Source organism: Streptomyces sp. NBC_01198 (assembly GCF_036010485.1).
In the GTDB taxonomy this organism is placed as follows: Bacteria; Actinomycetota; Actinomycetes; order Streptomycetales; family Streptomycetaceae; genus Actinacidiphila.
Genome location: NZ_CP108568.1, coordinates 1053547 through 1076257 on the forward strand (window position 1 = coordinate 1053547; position 22711 = coordinate 1076257).

16 protein-coding genes are annotated in these 22711 nt (G+C 68.8%); 10 read left to right on the plus strand and 6 right to left on the minus strand.

The features are described 5' to 3' along the window. Positions 1-2: 2 nt before the first annotated feature. Positions 3-1679, minus strand: coding sequence for a ribulokinase (gene araB, locus OG702_RS04715; RefSeq protein ID WP_327287610.1), 1677 nt, complete (start codon positions 1677-1679; stop codon positions 3-5). Between the two features lie 65 nt (positions 1680-1744). Continuing rightward, positions 1745-2815 carry a LacI family DNA-binding transcriptional regulator gene (locus OG702_RS04720; RefSeq protein ID WP_327287611.1) on the minus strand — a complete coding sequence of 357 codons (1071 nt, stop codon included), beginning with the start codon at positions 2813-2815 and terminating at the stop codon, positions 1745-1747. Positions 2816-3485: 670 nt separating this feature from the next. Between OG702_RS04720 and OG702_RS04725 the strand changes: the two genes are divergently transcribed. Both OG702_RS04725 and OG702_RS04730 read left to right on the plus strand, forming a co-directional pair. Further along, entirely contained in the window at positions 3486-5024 is a 1539-nt protein-coding gene (locus OG702_RS04725) for an arabinofuranosidase catalytic domain-containing protein (RefSeq protein ID WP_327287612.1), read from the plus strand. 140 nt (positions 5025-5164) lie between these two features. Continuing rightward, positions 5165-7567 carry a ricin-type beta-trefoil lectin domain protein gene (locus tag OG702_RS04730; protein WP_327287613.1) on the plus strand — a complete coding sequence of 801 codons (2403 nt, stop codon included), beginning with the start codon at positions 5165-5167 and terminating at the stop codon, positions 7565-7567. Positions 7568-7714: 147 nt separating this feature from the next. Here the strand turns inward: OG702_RS04730 and OG702_RS04735 are convergent, their stop codons facing one another. Continuing rightward, a complete protein-coding gene (locus OG702_RS04735) occupies positions 7715-8398 on the minus strand; it encodes a FadR/GntR family transcriptional regulator (protein ID WP_327293086.1) in 684 nt (227 codons plus the stop codon). Between the two features lie 428 nt (positions 8399-8826). Here OG702_RS04735 and OG702_RS04740 point away from each other — a divergent pair, with 428 nt between their 5' ends. The 8 genes from OG702_RS04740 to OG702_RS04775 all read left to right on the plus strand — a co-directional run bounded on the left by OG702_RS04740 (position 8827) and on the right by OG702_RS04775 (position 18995). After that, entirely contained in the window at positions 8827-10200 is a 1374-nt protein-coding gene (locus OG702_RS04740; protein ID WP_327287614.1) for an ABC transporter substrate-binding protein, read from the plus strand. Positions 10201-10250: 50 nt separating this feature from the next. Further along, a complete protein-coding gene (locus tag OG702_RS04745; RefSeq protein ID WP_327293087.1) occupies positions 10251-11111 on the plus strand; it encodes a carbohydrate ABC transporter permease in 861 nt (286 codons plus the stop codon). Then, a complete protein-coding gene (locus OG702_RS04750; protein ID WP_327287615.1) occupies positions 11101-12054 on the plus strand; it encodes a carbohydrate ABC transporter permease in 954 nt (317 codons plus the stop codon). The genes OG702_RS04745 and OG702_RS04750 overlap by 11 nt, the downstream gene beginning before the upstream one ends. Before the next feature lie 111 nt (positions 12055-12165). Then, positions 12166-14097, plus strand: coding sequence for a hypothetical protein (locus OG702_RS04755; protein ID WP_327287616.1), 1932 nt, complete (start codon positions 12166-12168; stop codon positions 14095-14097). 58 nt (positions 14098-14155) lie between these two features. Then, positions 14156-15094 carry an amidohydrolase family protein gene (locus tag OG702_RS04760; protein WP_327287617.1) on the plus strand — a complete coding sequence of 313 codons (939 nt, stop codon included), beginning with the start codon at positions 14156-14158 and terminating at the stop codon, positions 15092-15094. A gap of 660 nt (positions 15095-15754) precedes the next feature. Next, entirely contained in the window at positions 15755-17059 is a 1305-nt protein-coding gene (locus OG702_RS04765) for an ABC transporter substrate-binding protein (RefSeq protein WP_327287618.1), read from the plus strand. Between the two features lie 11 nt (positions 17060-17070). Continuing rightward, the gene (locus tag OG702_RS04770; protein ID WP_442814300.1) at positions 17071-18093 is read left to right on the plus strand and encodes a carbohydrate ABC transporter permease; all 1023 of its coding nucleotides are present in this window, start codon (positions 17071-17073) and stop codon (positions 18091-18093) included. After that, positions 18093-18995, plus strand: a complete 903-nt coding sequence (locus tag OG702_RS04775; protein ID WP_327287620.1) for a carbohydrate ABC transporter permease — start codon at positions 18093-18095, stop codon at positions 18993-18995. Before OG702_RS04770 ends, OG702_RS04775 begins: the two co-directional genes overlap by 1 nt. 68 nt (positions 18996-19063) lie before the next feature. Here the strand turns inward: OG702_RS04775 and yjfF are convergent, their stop codons facing one another. From yjfF to OG702_RS04790, 3 genes are read right to left on the minus strand one after another with little or no spacing between them, the layout of a single operon-like run. Next, entirely contained in the window at positions 19064-20071 is a 1008-nt protein-coding gene (yjfF, locus tag OG702_RS04780; protein ID WP_327287621.1) for a galactofuranose ABC transporter, permease protein YjfF, read from the minus strand. Then, positions 20068-21147 carry an ABC transporter permease gene (locus tag OG702_RS04785; protein WP_327287622.1) on the minus strand — a complete coding sequence of 360 codons (1080 nt, stop codon included), beginning with the start codon at positions 21145-21147 and terminating at the stop codon, positions 20068-20070. Before OG702_RS04785 ends, yjfF begins: the two co-directional genes overlap by 4 nt. Further along, entirely contained in the window at positions 21144-22682 is a 1539-nt protein-coding gene (locus tag OG702_RS04790) for a sugar ABC transporter ATP-binding protein (RefSeq protein WP_327287623.1), read from the minus strand. The genes OG702_RS04785 and OG702_RS04790 overlap by 4 nt, the downstream gene beginning before the upstream one ends. Positions 22683-22711: the final 29 nt, after the last annotated feature.

Here is a 22711-nt window from a genome sequence, read left to right on the forward strand (position 1 = left end):
GCTCACATAGAAGGAATGTCACTGCTCGTCCGCGTCGCGCGCATGGCCCGCAGCCGGTGCATCACGTCGCTGCCGCCGCGGCCGAAGTGATCGTGCAGGGCGCGGTATTCGGCGTAGAGCAGGTCGTACGCCGCCGCCCGTGCCGGATCGGGGGTGTACGCGGCCCGCTCGATCCGGCCCATCACCGCCGACGCGCTGCGGATGTCCGGATACGCCCCCGCGGCGACCGCCGCGTGGATCGCCGCCCCGAGGGCGGGTCCCTGCTCCGAGGCCAGCACGTTGATCGGACGGCCCAGCACGTCGCTGTAGGTCTGCATCAGGAAGGTGTTCTTCAACAGCCCGCCGGCCGCGGTGAATTCGCCGACCGGCACCCCGGCCGCCGTGAAAGCCTCGATGATCGTGCGGGTGCCGAACGCGGTGGCCTCCACCAGGGCCCGGTAGATGTCCTCGGGACGGGTGTCCAGCGTCAACCCCACGATGAGGCCTGACAGATGGTGGTCGACCAGGACCGAGCGGTTGCCGCTGTGCCAGTCCAGCGCCACCAGCCCGTGCCCGCCCACCGGTTGTGCGGCGGCCTTCTCCGTGAGCAGGTCGTGCACCGGCACGCCGCGCCGCGCCGCCTCGGCCGCGTACTCCTGCGGCACCACCGTGCGCACCGCCCACGCCAGGATGTCGCCCACCCCGCTCTGCCCGGCCTCGTAGCCCCACAGCCCCGGTACGACGCCGTCCCGCACCACCCCGCACATGCCCGGCACCTCGGCCGGCACGTCGGAGTTCATGATGTGGCAGGTCGAGGTGCCCATGATCGCCAGCATGTGGCCGGGCTCCAGCGCCCGGGCCGCCGCGCTGGTGACGTGCGCGTCCACGTTGCCCACCGCGACGACGGTGCCCTCGGGCAGCCCGGTCAGCGCGGCCGCCTGCGCGGTCAGCTTCCCTGCGGGCGAGCCCAGTTGGGACAGCGGGTGCTCCAGCTTCGCGGTGAAGCCGGCGAAGTCCTGATGCAGCGAGGCCAGGAACTCCGCGTCCGGGTAGGCGCCGTCCTGGTGGATGCCCTTGTAGCCGGCGGTGCACAGGTTGCGGTTCTCCGCCCCCGTCAGCTGCCACACGATCCAGTCGGCCGCCTCGATCCACCGCTCGGCAGCCGCGTAGACCCCGGGGTCCTCGCGCAGCACCTGCAGCGCCTTCGCGAACTGCCACTCGCTGGAGATCTTCCCGCCGTAGCGTGCCAGCCAGCCCTGCCCCGACGCCTCGGCCGCTGCCACGATGTCGTCGGCCTCCGGCTGCGCCGCGTGGTGCCGCCACAGCTTCGGATACGCGTGCGGCCGGTCCGCGAAGGCCGCCACCTCGCTCAGCGGCGTACCGTCCGCCGTCACCGGCAGCACCGTGCAGGCGGTGAAGTCGGTGGCGACGCCGATCACTTGCTCCGCCCGTACGCCCGCGGCGGCCAGCGCCGCCGGCACCGCGACCCGCAGCACGTCGCGCCAGTCCTGCGGAATCTGCAACGCCCAGTCCGGCGGCAGAGCGCCGCCGCCCGGCAGCTCACCGTCGACCACGCCGTGGGCGTACTCGTGCACCGCACTGCCCAGTTCGGCACCGTCCTCGACGGAGACGACCAGCGCGCGGCCGGACAGGGTCCCGAAGTCGACGCCCACGGTCACAGCGGGCGAATCGGTGATCATAAGTGCTCTCCAGAGGAAACGGAATCGATAAGGCGCCCGGCCGGTTGCGGGGGGAGGGCCGCCGGTCAGGACGACGTGCTGCTGCGCCGGACGATCAACCGGGGCTCGATCACCACGCGTTCACCCTCGTGGCCGGTCGAGCCGGACTCCAGCTGGGAGACCAGCAGGCGGATACTGGCCTGCCCGACCGCGGCGAAGTCCTGCCGGACGGTCGTCAGGGGCGGCGCGAAGAACTCGGCCTCGGGAATGTCGTCGAAGCCGGCGATGGCGACCTGGCCCGGCACCGACAGACCGGTCTCGCGGAACGCCCGCATCAGGCCGAGCGCCATCTGGTCGTTGGCCACGAAGACCGCTGTCACACCGGCGGACGTCCTGCGGGCCGAGCCCGCCGCGACCCGGCCGGCCAGCTCCTGGCCCGCCCGGTAGCCGGACAGCGGCGTCCAGTCCCCCACCAGCGGCTCCGGCACCTCGGCGCCGGCCTCCTCCAGGGTGCTGCGCCAGCCCCTGACCCGCGCCTCGGCCTCCAGCCAGTCCGGCGGCCCGGAGACATGCCACACCGTACGGTGGCCGGCCCCCAGCAGATGGCTGGTCACCAGCCGCGCGCCCAGCTCCTGGTCGACCGACACACCGGCTATCGGCAGCGAGTGGCCGCCCTCGACGGTGACGACCGGGAAGGGCAGCCGCAGCTCCGCCAGTGCCGCCACAGCCTCCCGGTGCGGGACTATCACCACGATGCCCTCGACCCCCCAGTCGCTGAGGTGGTCGATGGCCTCCTCCAGCGCCTTCGCCGTATACCGGCGCAGGGTGACCGCGGAAACCATGAAGCCCTCGTCGCGGGCGGCCTCCTCCAGCCCGAACAGCGTGCTGGCCGGACCGAACAGGGTCGGATTGCAGGCCACGACCCCCAGCGTCAGGGTGCGCCGGGTCACCAGCGCCCTGGCCGACGAATTACGCCGGTACCCCAGCTGCTCGATCGCCCGCTGCACCTCCGCCCGCGTCGAATCGCGCACGTTCGGGTGGTTGCTCAGCACCCGCGAGACGGTCTGATGCGACACCCCTGCCACCTGGGCGACATCCGCCATGGTGGGAGCACGGCGGCGGGGCTCCCGTGGCGGGGTCTCCGCAGTATCCGACATGACTCTCCTATCCGTGATGGCGCTAAGTGTTAGCGCTCACAGAGGCGCCAGTCAAGATGTTGTCCGACCTGAACAAAGGATTGCCCTGCCCGCGCCTCTGACCGTACCGCAGCCACCTGCCCGTGGTGAAGCGGCAGACGGCCGACTGCGGTCCGCAGGCGGACCGGTGAACCGTGCGCGGGGGCGGGTACCGATCGCGATCGGCCTTCTCGCGGTGCGCGTACTCCCGGCACGGGCGCACCCGCCCCGGAAGGGGAAGCCCGGCGTGCACGCCCCTTGAGGTTCAGCCCCGGAATATGTCAGTCTCATTTCGGCGCTCGTCCGCCCGTTCCCTCGTGGATCCCACCTCTGTACCCCGCAGCTTGATTGTGAGCGCTCACATCCCCCCAGGAGCTGTTCCATGATCAGAGGAATCGGTCTGACCTGGCCGGATCTCCGGCCCTCCCGGTCGCTGGGCTTTTCCGCCCACAACGGGCGGAGCGCGTCCGCACCCGGCAATCCACCGCAGCCACTGCATGCTGGGGCATCGCGACGTCCCAAGAGACTGATCCATGGTGACCGGCCCGGCGCGAGATAAATCCTATTGCGGCGTCAGGGTCGGCTTGGCGGGGCTCGTCGCCCCGTCCGCCATCACCCGTCTCAGCAGCCCGTTCTCCCGAAAGGAAGATCCATGTCCGTCACGTTCCCCCCACCCACCGGGCTACGCCGCGGCAGACCGCTCGCGGTCCTCCTGCTGGTGCTCGCCCTGGCCGTGGCCGCAGCCGTCTTCGGAGGGCGGGCCGACGCCAGCGGGCCCGCCGCGGGCACGACCGTCACCCATCAGGCCGCTCCGGCGGCCGCCGCCGCGTCGTCGCTTCCGTGTGACCTGTACGCCGCCGGCGGTACGCCGTGCATCGCCGCGCACTCCACGACCCGCGCTCTGTTCATCTCGTACAACGGACCGCTCTACCAGATCCAGCGCGCGTCGGACCACAGCTATCGCGACATCGGGCTGCTGTCCGCAGGCGGGTACGCGGACGGGGCATCCCAGGTCTCGTTCTGCTCCGGCACCTCGTGCACCATCACCAAGATCTACGACCAGAGCAGCAAGCACAACGACATGCCGATCTCCTGGGGCGGCTACTGGAAGGGGCCGGGCGCCAACGGTGCCGATGTGGGGGCCGATGCCATGGCCCTGCCCGTGACGGCAGCAGGCCACCAGGTCTTCGGCGTCAAGGTCACTCCCGGCACCGGCTACCGGCTCGACCACGCCAACGGCGCCCCCACCGGCTCCCAGCCCGAGGGCATCTACATGGTCACCTCGTCGAACTACACCAACCAGTGGTGCTGCTTCGACTACGGCAGCGGGGAGAACTCCCACACCGACACCGGCAACGCCACCATGAACTCCATCTACTGGGGCAACGCCTGCTGGTTCGGCGGCTGCACCGGCAGCGGCCCCTGGGTCGAGGCCGACCTGGAGAACGGCATGTTCCACACCGGATCGGGTTCCAACCACGACGCGAACAACCAGGGCGTCCACTACCCGTTCGTCAGTGCCTGGGAGAAGAACAACGGCACCAGCAACTTCACCCTCAAATACGGCAACGCCGCCACGGGAGGGCTGACCACCACGTATTCGGGCGCCCTGCCGAACGGCTACTCGCCCATGAAGACCGACAGCTCGATCCTGCTGGGCACCGGCGGCGACAACAGCCCGACCGGCCAGGGCGAGTTCTTCGAGGGCGCCATCACCGCCGGCTTCCCCAGTGACACCACCGAGAACGCCGTCCAGTCGAGCATCACCACCGCCGGCTACGGCACCTCCTCCGGTGGTACGGGCACCAGCGGCGCGCTGCACGCCGTGGCGGCCGGCAGGTGCCTGGACGTCCCCAACTCCAGCCAGACCAACGGCACCCAGACCGAGCTGTGGGACTGCAACGGCGGCGCCAACCAGCAGTGGACCGCCACCAGCGCGAAGGAACTGCGCGTCTACAGCGGCAAGTGCCTGGACGCGGAGGCGAGCGGTACGGCGAACGGTACCCGGGCGATCATCTGGGACTGCAACGGCGGAACGAACCAGAAATGGAACGTCAACTCCGACGGCACCATCACCAACGCCCAGTCCGGCCTGTGCCTCGACGTCAGTGCCTACGGCACCGCCAACGGGACCCTCGTCCAGTTGTGGACCTGCACGGGCGCAACCAACCAGAAGTGGAGCAGGAGCTGACCCCGCCACGCGCGGATCGCACGCACGCCATCCGCAGGGCCGAACACAACCGCGGCACCACGACCTGATCCGAGTACGGCACCGCGGAGCAACCGCGGTGCCGTTCTCTCTCCCCTCTCGACGCAGAAAGCGAGCAGCCCATGAGTTTCCCCCGTCGCAGCCGTCCTGACCGCAGCCGCCCACCGAGAGCGGCTCTCGTCACGGCCCTCGCCGCCGGCGCGGTCCTCGCCGCACCGGCCGTGAGCGGGCACGCGGCCACCATGACGACGCTGTACGTCTCGCCCACCGGCAGCGGCACCTCGTGTTCGGCCTCGGCCCCCTGCTCGGTCACCCAGGCGAAGTCCTCGGTCGAGGCGATCGACGGGAACATGAGCGGCGACATCGTCGTGCAACTGGCCGGCGGGACGTACCGCATGTCCTCCCCGCTCGTGCTCGGCAGCGCGGACTCGGGCAGCAACGGCCACCAGGTGATCTGGCAGGCCGCTCCCGGCCAGAGTCCGGTGCTGTCCGGCGGACAGCAGGTGACGGGGTGGTCGGTGAAGGACGCGACCAACAACATCTATGCGGCGTCCGTACCCGGCGGGGCCGACTCGCGGCAACTGTACGTGGACGGTGCCCTGGCACCGCGGGCGGCGATCTCCATCTCCCGCAGCGACGTGAACATCACCACCGGCGGGATGACCATCGTCAACTCGGCCCTGAACTACCTCGCGTCGCTGCCGCAGCAGAACCGGATCGAGCTGGAGAGCCAGAACTCCTTCACCGACCGATACGCCCCTGTGCAGAGCATCAGCGGCACGACGATCACGATGCAGCAGCCGGCCTGGAACAACAACAACTGGGGCTACGACACCCTGGCCAAGCCCTTCGCCGGCGGCAGCCTGCAACTGGAGAACTCCTACTCCTTCCTCAAGACCGCCGGCCAGTGGTTCCTCGACTCGCAGGCCGGACAGCTCTACTACAAGGCGCCGTCGGGATGGTCGCCCACGGCCCACGACATAGAGCTGCCCCGGCTGACCTCGCTGCTGCAGATCGGCGGCAGCTACGCCAGCCCCGCCCACGACATCACCGTCCAGGGGATCGCCTTCGAGCACACGACCTGGCTCCAGCCCAGCAGCTCCATCGGCTACGCGGACCAGCAGAGCGGCGGGTTCCTCGCCCGGTCCTTCTCGATGCCCTCGGACTTCCTGAGCTCCTGCCAGTCCGGCTGCCCGCTGTTCGAGGCCGCCCGCAACAGCTGGAACCAGGTGCCCGCGGCGGTTCAGGTCTCCGCCGCCCGCGGTATCACCTTCAGTGGTGACACCTTCGCGCACCTCGGCCAGGTGGGCCTCGGCATCGGCAACGACGCGAACGCCCACGGCTCCGGAGTGGGCCTCGGCGCATCCGGCGTCACGGTCACCGGCAGCACCTTCTCGGACGACTCCGGCTCGGGCATCGTGGTCGGCGGCGTCCAGCCCGACGCGCACCACCCCTCCAACACCGCCATGACCAACCAGGACATCACCATCCAGGGCAACCGGATCACCGGCGTCGCCAAGGACTACAAGGACATGGCCGGCATCCTCTCGACCTACGTCACGCACGCCGTCATCACGCACAACGAGGTCTCCAACCTCGCCTACGACGGCATCGACGTCGGCTGGGGGTGGGGGGCGAACGACCCGGGCGGCAGCCAGGACTACCGGAACCGCGGTCTCTACAACTACCAGCCCGTCTACACCACCGCGACGACGCTGAAGAACACGGTCGTCAGCTACAACCTCGTCCACGGCACCAAGAAGGTCTTCCACGACGGCGGGAGCATCTACAACCTGTCGGCCAACCCCGGCGGCAGCATCGACCACAACTACATCTACGACAACCAGCACACGGTCGGCCTCTACCTCGACGAGGGTTCGCGCTATCTGACGCTCAGCAACAACGTCGTCCAGGACAGCGGTGTGTGGGCCTTCACCAACGCCAGCGGCTCGAACAACACCAACGACAGCACCTTCTCCACCAACTGGTACAACTCCGGTTCCACCAACGTCGCGACCGGGTCACCCCACAACAACGTCCTGAGCGGCAACGTCCAGGTCAGTGGGAACAGTTGGCCGTCAGGAGCGCAGCAGGTCATCGCTCAGGCCGGGGTGACCGGCAGCAGCAGTGGCGGCGGCGGGCTGCACGCGGTGGGTGCCGGCAAGTGCCTCGACGTGCCGAACTCCTCGACCACGCCGGGCACCCAGACGCAGATCTGGGACTGCTCCGGGGCGGCCAACCAGGCCTTCACCCGCACCTCATCCGGGCAGTTGACGGTCTACAGCGGCACCGGCCAGATGTGCCTGGACGCAAGCGGCCAGGGCACCACCGCGGGTACGAAGGTCGGCATCTGGACCTGCAACGGCCAGAGCAACCAGCAGTGGACCCTCAACGCCAACGGCACCGTCACCGGGGTCCAGTCCGGACTGTGCCTGGACGTGAGCGGAGCCTCCACCGCCAACGGCGCGCTGGTCGAGCTGTGGACCTGCAACGGGCAGAGCAACCAGCAGTGGAAGCTCGGATGACCCGCACCACGGTGCTGTCCCAGCGGACTTGGCGCCGCTGAACCGTACGGCAGGCCGCCGCCTCGTTCCGGACACCCCGGGCGGGGCGGCGGCAGGCCGCCGCGGGTCGCCCTTGACGTGGGTGCCGGGGGTGGGCCGGCAGGCGGCTCAGCCGAACACGCGGCGCTGGATCTCGCGCCGGTAGTCCTCCAGGGTCTGGTCCAGGTGGACGGTGGCCGCCTGCGCCGCCGCCTCGGGATCGCCGCCCCTGATCGCGCTGTAGATCGCGGCGTGTTCCGCCACGGCCTCCTCTGCGTGCCCGCCGACGGTCCCGTGCAACCCGATGATGCTGGACTGGCGTTGGAGACGCCGCGCCTCGCGGACCGCGTCCACCAGGAACGGATTCTGGGACGCCTTGGCGACGTAGAGGTGGAAGTCGTCGTCCCCGCGGTCGAACAACTCGCGCCGACCGGTCAGATGGCCTTCCCGGCAGGTCTCGGCCGCCTTCTCGATCGCGCGCAGATCCGCCGGTGTCGCGCGGGTCGCCGCCAGCCGGCTGGCGGCGGCCTCCTGCACCCGGCGGAACTCGAACAGCCGGTAGACGTGCTCGAGATCGGTGGGGAGGAAGAAGCTGCCCCAGAGCGAAGAGCCCAGCATGCCCTGGTCGTTCGCCACGAACAGGCCACGGCCCTTCTGGGCGCGGATCCGCCCGATGGCCGAAAGGATCTTGACTGCCTCGCGCACCACGGTCCGGCTGGTCCCCAGCCGCGATGCCAACTGGTTCTCGGTGGGCATCCGGTCACCCGGCTGAAGCTGCAACTCCGCGATGAGCCGCAGGATCTCCTCGGCCACGCGCTCATAGCCGGGTCGGTAGGCCGCCGCCTCCTGCTCGGCTGACGGCGCAGCGGCGGAACTGCCGGGCGCCGCACCTACGGGGCTGCCGTCCAATGACCCGCCTCCTTCATCTCCTGTCACCGGCCGCGCGTGGGACACGACCGGTCCGATGTCAAGCCGCAGCTTACATCGACCCTCCAGGACTCCGATATGTGTACGACTTATTCGACGCCGCCACTCCCGTCATATCCGGCAATATGGTGCATAAGTTCCCGACTGTGCACCCCTGATGGCAAAAGATCATGAAAATAAACCTGCTCATCCTGTTGACTGGACCCCCGCCGGGAGCTTGTTATGTGTGATCAAAGCCTCATGCCGCTTCGCCTGGAACGTCAGGCCAGGACGGCTTCGTCCCGGTTGGGTCCCACAACGTAGTGGAGTTGTTCATGACAGCCAAGGTTCGCGCGGTCGGCGTGCACACACCCGGCGGAACCCGCAGACGTGCCGGACTGCTGGCCACGGCCGGCGCACTGGCGCTGGTCACGGTGGGCGCCTGCGGTGGGGGCGGCGGCAGCGGTGGCAACGGCTCCCACGGTGACTTCCACCCGGTCAAGCAGACAGGCGGCGCCCTGACCGTGTGGGTGGACGCCTCTCGCATGGATGCCGCCAAGCTCTACCAGAAGCAGCACCCCGACGTGAAAATGAACATCGTCAGCTACGACGGCGACGCGAACGGCTCCAACTACCTCCGCACGAAGGTCAGCCTGTTCGACCGCACCCGCAAGGGCTGGCCGGATGTGGTGTTCAGCTCCCAGAACAACGAGACCACCTGGGCGGTCGACGCCGGATTCACCGCCCCGCTGAACAAGGGCCTCATACCGGAGTCGACGCTGTCGGGCTGGGCCAAGGGCGCCAACACCCCCTGCACGGTCAACGGCACCCTGTACTGCCTGCGCAACGATCTCGCCCAGACCGTGCTGTGGTACAACGCACCGCTGATGAAGCAGTGGGGCTACCAGGTCCCGCAGACCTGGGAGCAGTACCAGGCCCTCGGGCAGAAGGTGGCCACCGAACATCCCGGCTACCTGGTCGGATCGGGCGGCGACACCTGGGCGCCCGAGCTCTACATGTGGCCGAGCAAGTGCGGGGCCAACCAGATCACCGGGCCCAAGGCAGTGACGGTCAACACCACCAGCGCGGAGTGCACGCGCATGGCCTCGTTGCTCGACACGCTGATCAAGAACAAGACGATGTCCATGAGCAGCGTCTTCAGCTCCGACTTCGACAAGAACCAGGCCGCCAAGATCCTCATGATGCCCGGCCCCTCCTGGTTCGGCGGTGCGCTGTTCCAGGGAACGTTCAAGACGCCGGCGCACCAGATCGCCGTCGCGCCGATGCCCAAGTGGTCCGCCGACCCGGGCAGCACCGCGGGCAACGTGGGCGGCGGGACCTGGCTGCTGTCGGCCCACAGCGCCAACCTCAAGGCCGCGACCGCCTTTCTCACCTGGGTGACCACCTCGGACGACTACCAGGCCAAGCTCGCGCCCGGCTATCCGGCCTACACCTCGGCGGCGAAGAGCTGGCTGGCCAAACAGGCCGCCTCCGACTTCTTCGCCGGCGACATCTCCTCACCCATGCAGGCCGCGGCGAACGAGGTCTGGCCCGGCTGGGGCTACGGCCAGTTCAGCCAGGAGGCCGTCTGGGCCGCCACGGTGACTCCCAAGCTGACCGCGGGAAAGACGATCGCCTCCCTGCTGCCGGCCTGGCAGAGCGCGATCGCCAACTACGCCCGCGCCGCCGGCTACAAGGTGACGCAGTGACGGCGAAGCCCGCCGACGCAGGCCGGGCCACGGCGCGGAGCACCCGCACGCTGTGGTCCGGCCGGGCCGGATACGGCTTCGTCGCCGCCTACACGGTCCTGCTGATCGCCTTCGGGCTCGTGCCGACCGGCTACGCGGTCTACTTCGCCTTCACCGACGGCGGCGGCACCTTCAGCGGCCTGTCCAACTTCTCCACCGCCGTCAGCGACTTCCGCTTCACCCCCGCCGTCGAGCATGTGGCCCTCTACCTGCTGTGGTGGCTGGTGTCGCTGGTCGTCCTCGTCGTCGGGCTGGCGCTCCTGCTGCACCGCCTGGCGTCGCGGGGCGTGAGCAGGGCGCTGCGCTTCCTGTACTACGTTCCCGGCGCGCTGGCCGGGGCGGCCAGCGTCATGGTGTGGCTGTTCGTGCTCGACCCGACGGTCAGCCCGGTCGCCTTCCTCCTGCGGGCATTCGGCTACCACACCTTCGGCGAGGTCATCGCTCCCGGGCACCTGCCGATCCTGTTCACCCTCATCGCCTTCTGGACCGGGGCGGGCGGCTGGATCGTGGTGATGTACGGGGCGCTGAACAACATCTCGCAGGACGTGCTGGAAGCCGCGCGGATCGACGGGGCCGGCGCCTGGCAGACGGCCTGGCGGATCCAGATCCCGCTGCTGCGCAAGTGGATCGTCTACATGCTCATCCTCGCCTTCGCCGGCGGCACTCAGCTGTTCGTCGAGCCGCAGCTGCTGTCGCAGGCGAGCGTCGGGGTCGCCGGCCGGGACTACTCGCTCAACCAGCTCGCGTACGACTTCGCGTTCCAGAACAACGACGTCAACACCGCGGCCGCCGTGTCCGTGGAACTGCTGCTGGTCGGACTGGTCGTCGCAGGGGTCTTCGTGGCCAGATCGGGGTTCTTCGATGCAGACTGACATCCGGCGGCCCGCGGTCGCACGCTCGTCCGGCAGGTGGGCGCAGGCGAGCCGGGCGGCGGGAGCCGGTCCCGGCCGGCCCGCCCGGGGCCGCGTCAACCCGCTGCCGGCGCTGGTGCTCCTGCTGTTCGTGGTCTTCTTCGTACTGCCGGTGCTCTGGCTGCTGCTGGCGGCCACCAAGACCGACGACCAGCTGGTGCACAACAATCCGCTGTCGTTCGGTTCGCTCCACGCGCTGCGCGCCAACTGGAACGCCCTGACCGCCTACCAGGGCGACGCGATCTTCATGTGGCTGCGGAACTCGGCGCTCTACTCCTCCCTGGCACTGGTGATCACCCTGTGCGTGGCGGTGCCGGCCGGCTACGCGATGGCGATGACGGAGTTCCGGGGCCGTCGCGCCCTGCTGGTCGCCACCCTGGTGGTGATGCTGATGCCGAACGCCACCCTCGTCGTGCCGCTCTTCCTCGAAGTCAACGCGGTTCACCTGATCGGCTCGATGTGGTCGATCATCCTGCCGTACGCGTTCTACCCGTTCGGGGTGTACCTGACCTACATCTACTTCAGTACCGCGATGCCACGGGAGCTGCTGGACGCCGCCCGGCTGGACGGCTGCTCGGAACTGGGCGCGTTCCGCAGGGTGGCGCTGCCGCTGGCGGCGCCCGTCGTCGCCCTGGTCGGCTTCTTCAGCTTCGTCGCCAACTGGACCAACTACTACCTGCCGTACGTCATGCTGCCGCAGAGCGACCAGTTGCCGGTCCAGGTCGGCCTGGGGACGCTGCTGGACTCCGTCCCGCAGTTCAACCCGACGGCGAGCACCCTTCAGGTCGAGCGCCCCGAACTGGCCCTGGCCACCTTGCTGGCGATCGTCCCCGTTCTGATCGTCTTCCTGTTCTCCCAACGGTTCCTGGTCGCCGGCATGCTCGCCGGCGCGACCAAGAGCTGACCGTCCGGCCGCTCCGCACGACACGCGGCGCATCGGCCCGGCCGGGCCGGTGCGCGCGCGTCGCCGTGCCCCGAACGCGGCCGTGCCCGAACGCGAATGGAGCTCCTCCCGATGCATCCCGTCATCACGGCCTCGGTGCCGCTGCTGGAACCGCCCGGGTGGGCGACCGCCCAGCGGGAGCTGTTCGACCTGCTCGACCGGGCCTGGCGCCGGTTCGCCCGCGACTTCACCGGACCCGACGGGCGGCTGCGCTACTCCGGTGCCCTGACCTCCCGCGACGGCGTGGACGACTTCTACGAGGTCTTCTTCAACTGGCCCCAGCTGTACCTGCTGGGCGGTGCCGATGATCTGCTGGCCCAGTCGGAGCAGCACTGGGAGGGCGTCACCCGCCAGTTGACCGAGCTGGGCATGCTCAAGGACGAGTACGAACGCGGCTACGACTGGTTCCACCAGGGTGAGAGCCTGCTGCTGCTGTACTTCCTGTGCATGGCTGCCCCCGAGCGGTGGGCCGGACGCGCGCGCCGCTTCGCCGACCTGTACGTGGACCCCGGGCACGGAAACTACGACCCCGGCCGGCGCATCATCCGCCGGCCGCACAACGGCAGCGACCCGGAACGCGACGGTCTCTTCGACGGCGACGCCTACCCCTGGCTGCCGAACGAAGCGCGGATGTACGGCTTCCCGCTCGGCTGGCTCCTGGCCGCCGACGCGGAGCAGCCCCCGCTCGACGCCGATCCGCGCCTCGGCGAGGAGATGCGCCGCCGGATGGGTTCCGGCGACACCGCCGTCAACCTCGCCGCCGCGGGGCTCGTCCTGAACGCCTGGATTCTTTCCGGTGAGCAGCGGTACGCGGACTGGATCGCCGAGTACGTGGGCGCCTGGCGGGAGCGCGCCACGGCCAACGGGGGGATCCTGCCGGACAACGTCGCCCCTGACGGTACCGTCGGCGGTCTGCTGGAGGGCCGCTGGTACGGCGGCCACTACGGCTGGTCCTGGCCGCACGGCTGGTACAGCGTGGGGCACGCGGCCGTCGTCGCCGCCCTGGCGGGGGCCACCGCGACCGGCGAGGACTCCTACCTGGACCTGGTACGCCCGGCGCTGGACGAGATCATCTCGCACGGCAAGGTGATGACCTTCACCGAGGCCGACTCCAGCATCCGGTCCAAGTGGACACCCCAGCTGGCGGAGGACGTCGCGACCCCGACCTTCCACGTGCCGTTCCGCTACGAGGACGGGGGCTGGTTCGACTACAACCCCATGCTGATGGCGGTCCCGACCGCGCTGTGGCACCACACGGCCTCCGACGCGGACCTGTCGCGTATCGAGCGCCTGCGCGCGGCCGCGGGATACGACTGGCGCACCGTCCGGTCCTTCCGCAGCAAGGAGGAGGCCGGTCACGAGGAGCCCTGGCTGGCCTTCCTGGCCGGGGACGATCCGGGCTATCCGGAGAAGATCCTGGCCGCCGCCCAGGCGCAGGTGCGGCACCGGCTGTCCCGGATGGAGGCGTACCGCGACACCGAGGTGCCCGAGGCGGACATCCATCTGTGGCAGCAGTCCAATCCGGTGGTCACCGAGGCGCTGGTCCAGCTGACCTGGGGCGGCCCGCAAGTGGTCTACAACGGCGGGCTGCAGCAGGCACGCGTGCGCTACCACGACGCCGCCGCGCGGCGTCCCGGACTGCCCGCCGGGGTGGCGGCGCTGGTCTCGGCCATCGACCCGCAGGCCACGGTCGTCGACCTGGTCAACCTCGACCCGGAATCGGCGCGATCGGTGATCGTCCAGGCCGGTGCGTTCAGCGAGCACACCATCCGCTCGGTGGATTACAGCGTCTGCGACGACCCGTCCTGGATCGGCGACCTGTACGACTACGGACACACCGCACCGACAGTGACGGCCGCTTCGACGACCGTCGGTGGACCGTGGCTGCGGGTGGAACTCCCGCGCTCCAGTACCGTCCGCCTCACGCTCCGGCTCGATCTGCGTACCCAACCGCCCACCTACCGCTCCCCGTTCGACGGGCCGGTCGAGCGGAGCACTTCATGAAGCGACGCGCTCCGGGCGGCCTGCGCGGCGCCGACCACCAGCCTTCCGAGGTACGGCCATGAGCATCTACCAGTCCTCCGACGGCGTCGCAGCGAAGCGTGAAGCGGTGTTCGACAGCCACGTCCACTTCTGGAACCCGCGCCACCTGGACTACCCGTGGCTGTCAGACGTTCCCGTCCTCGATCGGGAGTTCTCCCCCTCGGACTTCCTCGACGAGGTCTCCGAGCCGGTGGAGGCGGTCTTCGTCGAAGCGGGACGGACCCCGGAGCAGGCGGCCGACGAGGTGCGGTGGGTGCGCGGCCTCGCCCTCACCCGGCCGTGGATCCGCGGCGCCGTGGCGCACGTGGACCTCGACAACCCGCTCACCGCTCCTGAGGCCGTACGGCGGTTCGCCGCCGACCCGTTCACCGTCGGAGTCCGCCACAACATCCAGGACGAGGGCGCGGACTTCATCGCGGGAGCCGACTTCCGCGCCGGGGTCAGGCTGCTGGGCGAGGCCGGGCTGCCGTTCGACGCGTGTGTGCGGCAAGGGCAACTGGAGGAGCTGGCCGAACTGGCGGCCGCGTGCCCGCGGACCCTCATCGTCCTTGACCACCTGGGCAAGCCGTCCCTGCCCGAGCCCGGACCCTCGTGGCGGACGGCCCTGCACCGGCTGGCGCGGCAGGACAACGTCGTCTGCAAGCTCTCCGGGCTGGCCACCGAGGCGGCTCCCAGGACCGGTGCGGGAGCCTTCCTCGCGGTGCTCCGCGAGGCGCTGCAAGCGTTCGGCCCCGGCCGTTGCCTGTACGGCGGGGACTGGCCGGTGATGACGCAGGCCACCTCGTACGGGTCCTGGCTGGACCTGGTCCGCGAAGCGCTCGCCGACCTGTCGGCAGCCGAGGCCGACGCGGTGATGCGCACGAACGCGGTCCGTACCTACCGGCTGGCGCAGACCCAGGGACCGGCGCCCCGGTCCGGCGAAGCCGTCCGGCCCGCAGGAGCTGTGGAGTCCGCGTAGCTGAACACGGCCTCGGGGCTGGGCCGGAGTCCCGGCTCAGCCCCGAAGTCCGTCTGCCGTCAGCGAATTCGTGCGGCGCTCTCGCCCGAAAACTTTCGAAGACCGTCTTGAGGCGCCCCCTTCGTCCTCCGTAGGCCTGGCGTGCGGTCGCTGAGGGCCGCCCCAGGCCAACCGGCTTCTGCGAGACGTATTGACGCCCGCCCACCGCCGACTTAGGGTGCCCGAAACGTTCGCACAACTTGCGGAAGTTTCGGAACCTGGCGAATCTGCCGCACGGGCAGCGCGCCGGAACGGAGGGGCGACTCGACCCGAGACCCACGGGCAGCGGGCTCCGCCACGTCAACTCTCCGCACGCCGACGAAAATGCGAATGTTAGCGCTCACCAGATCGGTCACCCTTTGCGGCACCTGCCCTCGGCGCCGACGCGCGCCACGAATCGAGGGGGCGGCAGGGCCATGAGACACCCGGAGCCGAAGAAGCAGGGGCTGACCGCACGACGTCGTGCACGTGCCCGACGTTCCCCGTTGCCACCGGCCGGCCTGCCGCCTGAACACCGGGTCGGCATGCCGACGAGACCTTTTCACACCAGCCCGGACCACCATCTTGCGCAGACTATTCGCCCCATTTGTGTCAATGACGACAGATCAGGGAGTTTCCACGATGACGAGGAAGACACGCAGCGCGACGGCTGTCGCGATCGGCTTGGGTATCGCACTCGCTGCCACCGGGTGCGCCGGCGGCAGCGACGATGACAGCGGCAACACCGGCTCGTCCGGCGGCGGCAAGGTCACGGTGACCCTCTGGGAGAACTCGACGACCGGGCCGGGCAAGCAGTTCTTCGTGGACGCCGCCAAGGCCTACCATACGCTGCACCCGAACGTCACGGTCACGTTGCAGACGGTCCAGAACGAGGACTTCGACGGCAAGCTGCAGACCGCGCTCAACTCGAACTCCGCACCCGACGTCTTCCTGCAGCGCGGTGGCGGCAAGATGCAGGCCATGGTCGACGCCGGTCAGATCCAGGCGCTGGACCTGACCGCCGCCGACAAGACGAACGCGGGCCCGGCAGCCATCGCGGGCGACTCGATCGACGGCAAGATCTACGCGGTGCCGCTCGACACGGCGCCGGAAGGCATCTACTACAGCAAGGACCTCTTCCGGCAGGCCGGAATCAGCTCCGCGCCGACGACGATGGACGAGCTTGAGGCCGGCGTCGCGAAACTGAAGGCGGCCAACGTCGCGCCGATCGCGGTCGGTGCCAAGGACGCCTGGCCGGCCGCCCACTGGTACTACAACTTCGCCCTTCGCGAGTGCAGCCAGGACACCATGACGAAGGTCGGCAAGTCGCTCAAGTTCGACGATCCGTGCTGGACCAAGGCCGGCGACGACCTCGCGTCGTTCCTGAAGGTCAACCCCTTCCAGAAGGGCTTCCTGACCGCCTCGTCGCAGCAGGGCGCAGGCTCGTCGGCGGGCATGCTCGCGAACCACAAGGCGGCCATGGAGCTCATGGGCAACTGGGATCCCGGGGTGATCGCCGGCCTGACCAAGGACCAGAAGCCGCTGCCCGACCTGGGCTGGTTCCCCTTCCCCGGCGTGGCCGGCGGCCAGGGTGACCCGAGCGCCATCATGGGCGGCAGCGGCGGGTACTCGCTGTCCAAGAAGGCGCCGAAGGAGGCCCTGGGCTTCCTCGAGTTCCTCCTGACCAAGGACCAGCAGGTGGCCTACGCCAAGGCCTTCGTCACGATCCCGGTGAACAAGGAAGCCCAGAGCGTCGTCACCGAGCCCTACAACATCTCGGCGCTGCAGGCCTTCAACAAGGCCGCCTACTCCATGCAGTTCCTCGACACCGAGTACGGCCAGAACGTCGGCAACGCCATGAACACCGCCGTCGTGAACCTGCTGGCCGGCAAGGGCACCGCCGCCGACATCGTCAAGGACACCAACTCTGCCGCCGAGAGGGGATGAGCAAGCAGACGATGAGCGACACCCTGGGCACTGACACGGCCACCGGCCACCGGTCGCAGGGCACGTCTCGAGTCGGGGGTGCGGCCACGTCCGGATCCCCGACTCGTCCGCGTCCGGCTTCACGCCGCCGTGGCCGTGCCAAGATGCGACTCGAGATCGCGCTCCTCTCCGGACCGGCGATCATCATGTTCCTGGCGTTCGTGATCTTCCCGGTCGCGCTCGCCGCGTACTACGGCTTCTACCGCTGGCACGGCTACGGGGCTCCCACCGACTGGGTCGGCCTGAACAACTACAAGCTGATCCTCACCGACCCGGCGTTCCAGCAGGTTCTCAAGCACAGCTTCCTGATCATGGGGCTCTCACTGGTCATCCAGGGCCCGCTGGCAATCGTGCTCGCGCTCCTGCTCAACCAGAAGATCCGCGGCCGCTCGGTCATCCGGGTGCTGATCTTCGTGCCGTACATCATCTCCGAAGTCATCGTCGGCACCGGCTGGAGCCTGATGCTCCAGAGCGACGGCGCCGTCAACGACCTGCTGCGACACATCGGCCTCGGCTCGCTGCAGGCCGACTGGCTCTCCAACCCGAAGTTGGCCATCTGGACGCTGATGGGCATCATCTCGTGGAAGTACATCGGCTTCGCGGTGATTCTGATGCTGGCCGGCCTGCAGTCGATCCCCGAGGAGCTCTTCGAGGCCGCCCAGATCGACGGCGCCTCCTACTGGCAGATACAGCGCCGCATCACGCTGCCGCTGCTGGGGCCGACGATCCGCATCTGGGCGTTCCTGTCGATCATCGGCTCGCTGCAGCTCTTCGACCTCGTCTACATCATCTGGGGGCAGTACGTCTCGGGCACGGCGGGCACCTCGACCATGGCGATCTACATGCTCGCCCAGGGCCGGAACGCCGGCAACTACGGATACGGCAGTGCCATCGCGGTCGTGATGTTCCTGATATCGCTCATCGTCGCGCTGATCTACCAGCGTTTCGTCCTCCGCCGTGATCTCCGCGGAGCCGTCACGGAAGGAGTCGTCTGATGAGCGCGACGACCGCGAGATCCTGGTTCTCCTCCGCCACGGAGCCGAACACGCCTGCCGGCCGCCGCGACACCCGGGACCGGCCGCAGAAGTGGGGTAATCCCTTCACCTACTTCGTCGCGCTGCTCTTCATCGGGGTCTGCATCGCCCCGGTGCTCTATATCGTGGTCGGCGGATTCCGCACCAACTCGCAGATCACCACGAGCCCGGCCGGGCTGCCGCACCCCTGGGTCGTCGACAACTACATCAACGTGCTGAAGTCGAACACCTTTTGGGGCGAGTTCGCCAACTCCGTCATCGTGGCTCTCGCCAGCACGATCGGGATCGTCGTTCTCGGCCTGATGGTGAGTTTCGTCATCGCGCGCTACGACTTCAAGCTCAAAGGGGCGATGTATTCCCTCTTCGCGGCCGGACTGATGTTCCCCATGGTCATCGCGATCACCCCGCTGTACATCGTCATCAAGGACCTCAAGCTCGTCGACAGCCTGTTCGGCGTGATCGTCCCGCAGATCGCCTTCGGCCTGCCGACGACCGTCATCATCCTGGTGCCGTTCCTCAGGGCCATTCCGAACGAGATCGAAGAGGCCGCCGCGATAGACGGAGCCAGCCGGCTCGGGTTCTTCGTCCGCATGGTGGTACCGCTGTCGCTGCCCGGTGTGGTGACGGTGGGCATCCTCGCTTTCATCGGCAGCTGGAACAACTACGTCCTGCCCCTGTACATCCTCAACTCGCAAGCGAACTTCACCCTGCCGCTCGGGGTCCAGGCGTTCTCCTCGCAATACTCCACGGACACCGCGAAAGTCCTCGCGTTCACCTCGCTCGCGATGCTGCCCGCGTTGGTCTTCTTCTCGGTCTTCGAGAAGCGGATCGTCGGCGGTCTCACCGGCGCCGTGAAGGGCTGAGCCCGGCGCCGCCCGCGTCGGTCACACCGGTAGCGCCGGCCACCGTGCGGTGGCCGGCGCTACCGGTCTCAGGCGCGGCGTCGGGCAGTCATGGTGCGCTGGATCAGGATGAAGGCGAAGAGCAGCACTCCCGTGGCGATCTTCGTCCACCAGGAGCTGAGGGTGCCCTCGAACTGGATGAGCGTCTTGATCAGACCCAGCACCAGAACGCCGAACAGGGTGCCGATCACGTAGCCGGATCCACCGGTGAGCAGCGTGCCGCCCACCACCACCGCGGCGATCGCGTCAAGTTCCAGGCCCACCGCGTGCAAGGGGTCACCGGACTGGATGTACAGGGTGAACAGCAGTCCGGACAACGCCGAGCAGAAACCGCTGACGGTGTAGACGGCGATCTTCGTGCCGGCCACCGGCAGGCCCATCAGGAGCGCCGACTGCTCGTTCCCGCCGATGGCGTACACCCGCCTGCCGAACCGCGTGTAGTGCAGCACGTAGAACGCGACGGCCAGGACGGCCAGCGAGATCACGGCGGCGATCGAGAGGAAGGCTCCGCCGGGCAGCGGAACGTGGGTCTGGGCGAGGTTGTTCACCGTGGGGTCGGTGATGGATATCGACTCCTTGCTGATGACCAGGCACAGCCCCCGGAAGAAGAACAGTCCCGCCAGCGTGACGATGAAGGGCTCGATCTCGAAGTGGTGGATCACATAGCCCATCAGATATCCGCCGAACGCCCCGACGCCGAGGGCGATGGGCGCCACGAGAAGGAGAGGCAGGCCCTGCTTCTCCACCAGCCAGGCGGTCAGCATCGTCGTGAACCCGATGATCGAGCCGACCGAGAGGTCGATTCCACCCGTGAGGATGACGAAGGTCGCGCCGACGGCGGCGGCGAGCAGGTAACCGTTGTCGATGAACAGGTTCATGAAGACCTGGCCGTCGAGGAATCCGTAGGACTGGTAGCGGAAGGCGCCGAAGCCGAACATGACCACGAACAGACCGGCTGTCACACCGACCGGCAGCCGCCGGTCGTGCAGCAGCCGGGATCTTTCCGTACTCGGTCGGAAACTGTCGATCACGCTCACGGCGACACCTCCATCTGCTGCGCCGCGTCGACGGGCGCACCTGGACTTCTCCGAGCAGGGCCTCGCCGCCGGGCGCCGAACACCTTGGCCCGGAAGAGGGGGGACTGCATCAGGCAGACGACGATGACGACGACTGCCTTGAACACGAGGTTGGTCTGGGTCGGCACGCCGATGGTGTAGATCGTGGTGGTCAGGGTCTGGATGATGAGCGCTCCGATGATCGTGCCACCGAGGTGGAATCTGCCGCCGGTGAGCGGGGTGCCGCCGATCACGACGGCCAGGATCGCGTCGAGTTCGATCCACAGTCCCGCGTTGTTGCCGTCGGCCGCGGAGACGTTGGAGCTGATCATCAGGCCGGCGATGCCGGCGCAGAGCCCGCAGAACACGTACGCCATGATCTTGATGCGCCGGGACCTGATGCCCACCAGACGGCTGGCCTCCGCGTTGCCCCCGACGGCCTCGACCAGCAGCCCCAGGGCGGTGCGACGAGTGAGCGCCATGCTCAGCGCGACCACCAGGGCCACGACGAAGAGGGAGAACGGCAGTGCCAGCCAGTAGCCGCCGCCGATCAGTGAATACGCGTCACTGTTGACGGTGATGATCTGGCCACCCGTGATCAGCTGGGCGATCCCGCGGCCCGCGACCATCAAGATGAGCGTGGCGATGATCGGCTGGATGCCGAGGCGCGCGACCAGCAGGCCGTTCCAGGCGCCGCACACCAGTGCGACGGCCAGCGCCAGCGCGAAGGCCAGCAGCACCCCGGCCACGGCGTTCTGGTCGTCCTGCTTGCTGACGACGAGGCAGGCGAGCGCCCCGGAGATCGCCACCACCGCACCGACGGAGAGGTCGATGCCTCCCGTGGCGATCACCAGGGTCATACCGATCGCCACGAGGATGAGCGGGGAGCCGAACAGCACGATGGAGACCAGGCTCCCGTAGAGGTGGCCGTTCTTGACGTGGATCTCGAAGAACCCCGGAGTGAAGGGGACATTGACCACGAGCAGCGCTATCAGAGCGGCCACCGGCCAGAACAGCCGGTGCTGTGTCGCCGCGCGCCACAAAGAGTTGAGGCTCACCGGTGCTCCCCACTCGCGATGATCTCCAGGACCCGCCCGGCGGTGACGTCGGGCCCGTTGGCCATGCGTGCGACGAGCCGGCGGTCACGGAGAACGCCCATGGTGTGGCTGAGCCGTAGCACCTCCTCCAGTTCGGCGGATATGTAGACCACGGCTATGCCCTCCTCCGACAGCGACACGACCAGCTTCTGGATCTCCGCCTTGGCCCCCACGTCGATCCCCCGAGTCGGCTCGTCCAGGATGAGCAGCCTCGGACGGGTGAGCAGCCATCGGGCGAGCAGGACCTTCTGCTGGTTGCCGCCGCTCAGCGAGCCGGTCTTCGCCTCGGGGTCGGCCGGGCGGATGTCCAGTGCCGCGATGTATTTCGCCACCAGTTCGTCGCGTTGGGACGCGGGCACGGGGCGGGTCCAGCCGCGTGCGGCCTGGAGGGCGAGGATGACGTTCTCCCGCACGGTCAGGTCGGGGATCAGGCCCTCGGTCCTGCGGTTCTCCGAGAGGAACGCGACCCCTCGGGCGATCGCGTCATTGGGCTCCCGCAACGCGACCTGCCGTCCGTCGATGTACACCTTGCCGCTGTCGGACGTGTCGGCGCCGAACAGCAGCCGGGCGAGTTCGGTGCGTCCTGAACCGAGGAGTCCGGCGAGCCCGAGGACTTCCCCGCTGTGGACCTCCAGGTCGAACGGGGCGATACCCCCGGTCCGGGAGACGCCCTGCGCCCTCAGTACCGCCTCGCCCGTACGCGGCTGCGCGTGGTGGTCGCTGAGTTCCTCCAGCTGGTCCAGGTCCTTGCCGATCATCAGCCTGACCAGGCTCACCTGGTCGAGGTCCGCGACCAGGTGCTCGCCCACCAGGGCGCCGTTGCGCAGCACGGTCATCCGGTCGCAGACCTGGTAGATCTGGTCGAGGAAGTGCGAGACGAAGACGATCGCCACCCCTTCCTCCCTCAGCCGCCGCATCAGGCCGAACAGCACCTCGACCTCGTCCCGGTCGAGGCTGGACGTCGGCTCGTCCAGTATCAGCACGCGGGTCCCGGCACCGCCGCCGTCCGGGGACCCGGAACCGACCGCACGGATGATGGCCACCAACTGCTGTACGGCCAGCGGGTACGAGCCCACCGGGGCGGAGACGTCGAGGTCGAGACCGAACCGGGTCACCAGCTGGAGGGCCTGCCTGCGCAGCTCCTTCCAGCGGATGCGACCGGCCCGGACCGGTTCGTGTCCGATCAGGATGTTCTCCGCGACCGAGAGGTTCTGGCAGAGGTTGACCTCCTGGTAGACCGTGCTGATGCCGGCCTGCTGAGCCTGGAGCGGGCTGGTGATCCGGACCGGTCGCCCGCGCACGACGACCGTTCCGCCGTCGAGCGGGTGGACCCCCGTCAGGACTTTGATGAGGGTGGACTTCCCCGCTCCGTTCTCGCCGAGCAGGGCGTGGATCTCCCCGGGGAAGAGCCGGAAGTCCACCTCCGACAGAGCCCGTATGCCGGAGAACTCCTTGACGATGCCGGTCATTTCCAGGATGGGCCGAGGCTCTGCCATGGCAGCGCTCCTTGGTGGATTCGTCACGA